Here is a 4,466-nt window from a genome sequence, read left to right on the forward strand (position 1 = left end):
GATATTTTATGCTTTTTTTGCTTCAATATTTTTGAATACAAGACATAGCACAACGCGTTAATTATGTATAATTTTACATTTTTATACCAATATATATATGTGTCAATATATATATATGGATATATATATTGACATATATATATTAAAATGATATGGTTATATGTAAGTCATATTATTTGTAATTAGTTGTTATCGGCTATCGTGAATGAAAAAGTAATTAAATATTAATAACGCTAAATCAATTTGAACGGGAGAACCAATTTTTTGGGGTGAATCTTGCCAATATGGCAGGTAGGGTTAATTTCTTCGATCCAAATCCGTCAGCTAATCTCGTAAGCGTTGAAGAGAAGTTTTTTGGTATATTTAAATTGTAACTTGTCATTTAAATTAATATATATTTAAATAACAAAGCTTAATAAGCTGTAGTAACTTCTCTATGGCTTATTATTTTTTCAGAATTTCATCTAAAGGTTACCATTTTCATACCCATTCTCTTAAAATAGGAGATAAACACCACTAGTGATTCTTTATAAGTTATTTTAAGCTTTAAGCTGGAGATAAGACTTTTCTACAGCAGATTTCATCTCAACCTAAGATTTAGTTAATAAAAAGCATAATAGCCATAAATCAAATTACGTGAGCATTTGAAAATAAATACAACTGAATATAAATAATCTTATTATAATATTGTAAATTTTAGGAAGGAGAGTTTGGATTGAAAAGAGAATATAATAATATATCATTGTGGAAAGAGGTTTCAGAAGAACAATGGAATAGTTGGAAATGGCAAATGTCTAATAGAATTACCACATTAGAAGAATTAGAACAGGTGGTAAACCTTACTTTGGAAGAAAAAAAAGGAGTGAAAGCTAGTCTTAAAAAACTAAAAATGGGAATAACACCTTACTATGCCACATTAATGGATCCAGATGATTATAATTGTCCAATTAGGAGTCAAGCAATACCTACTATTTATGAAACAAAAGTATCTAAGTATGATAGTAAAGATCCTCTTCATGAAACTAGTGATTCTCCAGTCAGAGGATTAACCCACAGATATCCAGATAGAGTACTACTTCTTATTACTGAACAATGTTCCATGTATTGTCGTCATTGTACAAGAAGACGTTTTGCAGGACACAAAGATTGTTCTTTATCAAAAAACGATATATTAAAGTCTATTGAATATATAAAAAAACATGAAGAAGTGCGAGATGTATTAATATCAGGTGGCGATGCATTATGTGTTTCTGATGAAAAACTTGAATTTATATTACAAAAACTAAGTCAAATTAATCATGTTGAAGTTATAAGGATAGGAACTAGGGTACCTGTTGTTATGCCACAGCGAATAACTGCTAATTTATGTAATATTATAAAAAAATATCATCCAGTTTGGATTAATACACATTTCAATCATCCAAATGAAATGACCAAAGAGTCAATGCTTGCGTGTAAAATGCTTGTTGATTCGGGAATTCCACTAGGGAATCAATCTGTACTGCTAAAAAATATTAACGATTGCCCTTATATTATGAAAAGCCTTGTGCATGAATTAGTGAAAAATAGGGTAAGACCTTACTATATATATCAGTGTGATTTGTCAGAAGGAATTGAACATTTTAGAACTCCAGTTTCTGCGGGCATAGAAATTATAGAACTTTTACGGGGACATACTTCTGGTTTTGCAGTACCTACCTTTGTAATAGATGCTCCTGGGGGTGGTGGAAAAATACCTATAAACCCTCAGTATTTAATTTCACAATCGCCAGAAAAATTAATATTAAGAAACTACGAAGGAGTATTATGTACTTACACTGAAACATCAGATAAAGTCCATAAATGTAAAAATTGTGGAATATGTGCCAAATTTAAAAAACATGAATCTAAAGGATTGGAAAAACTTTTTAGAAATGAAATGCTCTGTCTCACTCCAGAAAGTAATGTCAGAATAAAAAGGAGGGAACAATTTAGTGAATGGAAGTGAATGTAAAATAAATAATTACTATATTGAATTATATGGAGTTGAATTATATGTGGACTATACTAATAGTCGTGTAAAAATAATTAGATTTGATAATATATCAATTCAAATTATAAGAAAAATAATATTTTTTGCTTCAAAAGAATATTTGGGGAAAATTATTTGCAACTGTAATACTGATTTCTTTGAAAGTTTTCTTAAAGCAGGATTTCAATTAGAAGGGAAAATAGAAGGCTATTTTAAGGGAAAAGATGCATATTGTATGTCTTACTTTATTGAGGATCAAAGAAAGCTTTATAGTAATTCTGATAAGGAAGACCTGATTTTAAGACAGAGTTTGAATATAAAAAATACTTTTATACATGATAATAACTTTAAATATCATATAAGAAATGCAGTAAAGAGTGATTCAAAAGAAATAGCAGCACTGTTTTCTTATATATTTTTCACATATCCTTCTCCGGTTTTCGATGAAGAATATTTAAAGCAGACTATGAATGAAAAAGTTTTATACAAAGTTGCTGTAGATAATGGAAAAATAGTTAGTGTAGCTTCAGCAGATATGGATAAAGGAAATTTAAATGCAGAGATAACTGATTGTGCTACTTATCCACAATATAGAAGTAAAGGCTTACTATCAAATATTATTTACTCTTTAGAATCAGAACTTAAAAATATGGGGTTTATGACTTTATATAGTTTATCTAGGGCAATATATCCAGGCATTAATTTTGTATTAAGTAAACATGATTATAGATTTACGGGCAAATTAATAAATAACTGCAATATATGTGGTGGCTTTGAGAACATGAATATCTGGGTAAAAAATATCAGAAGAATATCCACAGACTTGTGTAAAATAGAATAGATGTGATAAAAATTACTATGGGGAATTGCTATAGTGATTTTTATTTTTTAAAGAACAGTGAGTATAACTCATTCAATGGTATAGAGTACTAATCCCCTATCTTAAAGAAGTTAGAGGATTAGTACTGGAGTATGTGGATAAGGTATTGTAGTAGATGGTGGTGCAGTAGGAAGCGAAGGAGTTGGAGAAGTGGTTGTCTCTGATATGGTGTATACTAAAGTTAGAACTGATGAAGAATTTCCTGAACCATCCACTGTAATAGCTTTTAATGTTGTAGTTGAACTTATAGTTATAGGTGATGAGTATAAGTTGCTGGACGTTGTAGGTGTAGTTCCATTCAATGTGTAATATATGGAAAATCCACTGGTACTATCACTTAAAGAAACAGTTTCACTTGAAGTATAAGTTCAAACTATTACATTTACTGTTGGAGTGGCTACTGTCATTATAGACTGTGTCTATAGCATTTTTAAATACAGTAGAAGATTCATAGGAGCCAAGACTCATTGATATTATGTCCGTATCATTTTGTATTGCCCAATCTATTCCAGATATTATATCTGAAGTATATCCTTCACCATCAGAATCCAAGGTTTTTACAGCATATATTGAAGCATATGGAGCTATTCCTTTTTTAACGCCTCCGTTTTGTGCTGTAATAATACCTGCCACATGTGTACCGTGTCCATTTTCATCAACATAAGATGAGGAGGATGAATCGCTTATAACATTTTTTCCACCTGCAATGGTTAAATCAGAATGTGATGCTACTCCACTATCTATAATTGCTATTTTTATACCTTCACCTGTTAATCCGGCTGCCCATGCCTGGGATGCGTTTATATCATCAATACCTCAGTTGGTAACTGAAGTGGAGGATTTAGTTACAGAAGATGAAGAAACTTTTGATATTTTAACTATTTGATCTTCTTCTACATAATCTACAGCTGAATCCTTTTTTAGTTTTGATATATCCTGGGATGTCATTTCGACTGTGGCTGCATTGAAATTATTAAGAGCTTATCCCTAAATAGTTTTTGGTATGATACAATAATAAAGAAAAAGGGATAGGGAGAGTTCTGCAAATGATATAAAAGCAATCATGGGAGATAACAGATGAGTTTTGGGAAGAAGTAAAAAATCTAATACCAGGTAGACGGTGTTAATATAAAAACTGAATACTTTTTCGAGTTCATTTTCGTATACCCCTTTTACATATTTGTTTTCGAATGACATTGTAATAGAATTAAGGTGAATTGGTATATTTATAAGTATTAAAATATTATATTACTAATTATTTCCATAATAAAGGTTGTTCCTTTATTATGGAAATGAAAAAAATTATATAATTTAAGTAAAAATTATTTACCTGAAGGTTTTAAAACTTCTAATATAGCAGTTTCCTGATCAGAAGTTATTGTACCAGCAGTTACTAGAGTATCTAAATTAGATTTTATGAAATCATTATTATTGTGGTTATCACCATTACCTTTATTATCGCCACTATCTTTATTGCCTGAAGGTGTTAAAGCTTTTTCTATAGCAGTTTCTTCATCAGAGGTTATTGTACCAGCAGTTACTAGGGCATCTAGCTGTGTTTTTATAGTGGAAGGG

5 protein-coding genes, 1 pseudogene and 1 riboswitch are annotated in these 4,466 nt (G+C 30.1%); of the genes and pseudogenes, 3 read left to right on the plus strand and 3 right to left on the minus strand.

Annotation, left to right across the window (positions count from 1 at the left end; all coding sequences use genetic code 11):
- The first annotated feature begins 221 nt into the window (after positions 1 to 221).
- Positions 222 to 354, plus strand: a riboswitch (cyclic di-AMP (ydaO/yuaA leader).
- Positions 355 to 715: 361 nt separating this feature from the next.
- Entirely contained in the window at positions 716 to 1,987 is a 1,272-nt protein-coding gene (gene ablA, locus V7Q02_RS02210) for a lysine 2,3-aminomutase (RefSeq protein WP_333859334.1), read from the plus strand.
- Positions 1,974 to 2,852 (plus strand): putative beta-lysine N-acetyltransferase, encoded by an 879-nt coding sequence (gene ablB, locus V7Q02_RS02215; RefSeq protein ID WP_333859335.1) that lies wholly within the window; start codon positions 1,974 to 1,976, stop codon positions 2,850 to 2,852. Before ablA ends, ablB begins: the two co-directional genes overlap by 14 nt.
- Before the next feature lie 110 nt (positions 2,853 to 2,962).
- Here the strand turns inward: ablB and V7Q02_RS15885 are convergent, their stop codons facing one another.
- Positions 2,963 to 3,205: a chitobiase/beta-hexosaminidase C-terminal domain-containing protein gene (locus tag V7Q02_RS15885; protein WP_373844438.1), complete on the minus strand. Its 243-nt coding sequence runs from the start codon at positions 3,203 to 3,205 to the stop codon at positions 2,963 to 2,965.
- A gap of 37 nt (positions 3,206 to 3,242) precedes the next feature.
- Entirely contained in the window at positions 3,243 to 3,650 is a 408-nt protein-coding gene (locus tag V7Q02_RS02225) for a S8 family serine peptidase (RefSeq protein WP_333859448.1), read from the minus strand.
- Between V7Q02_RS02225 and V7Q02_RS02230 the strand changes: the two genes are divergently transcribed.
- Positions 3,598 to 3,777, plus strand: coding sequence for a hypothetical protein (locus tag V7Q02_RS02230; RefSeq protein ID WP_333859456.1), 180 nt, complete (start codon positions 3,598 to 3,600; stop codon positions 3,775 to 3,777). The genes V7Q02_RS02225 and V7Q02_RS02230 overlap by 53 nt on opposite strands.
- Before the next feature lie 436 nt (positions 3,778 to 4,213).
- Here V7Q02_RS02230 and V7Q02_RS02235 read toward each other — a convergent pair.
- Positions 4,214 to 4,466, minus strand: a pseudogene (locus tag V7Q02_RS02235) (hypothetical protein); the annotation flags it as partial.

This window comes from Clostridium sp. (assembly GCF_036781005.1).
GTDB lineage: Bacteria > Bacillota > Clostridia > Clostridiales > Clostridiaceae > Clostridium_B.

Coding starts and splice junctions, on each gene's coding strand:
- V7Q02_RS02230 (WP_333859456.1), top strand. CDS start 3,598: ATGGTTAAATCAGAATGTGATGCTACTCCACTATCTATAATTGCTATT.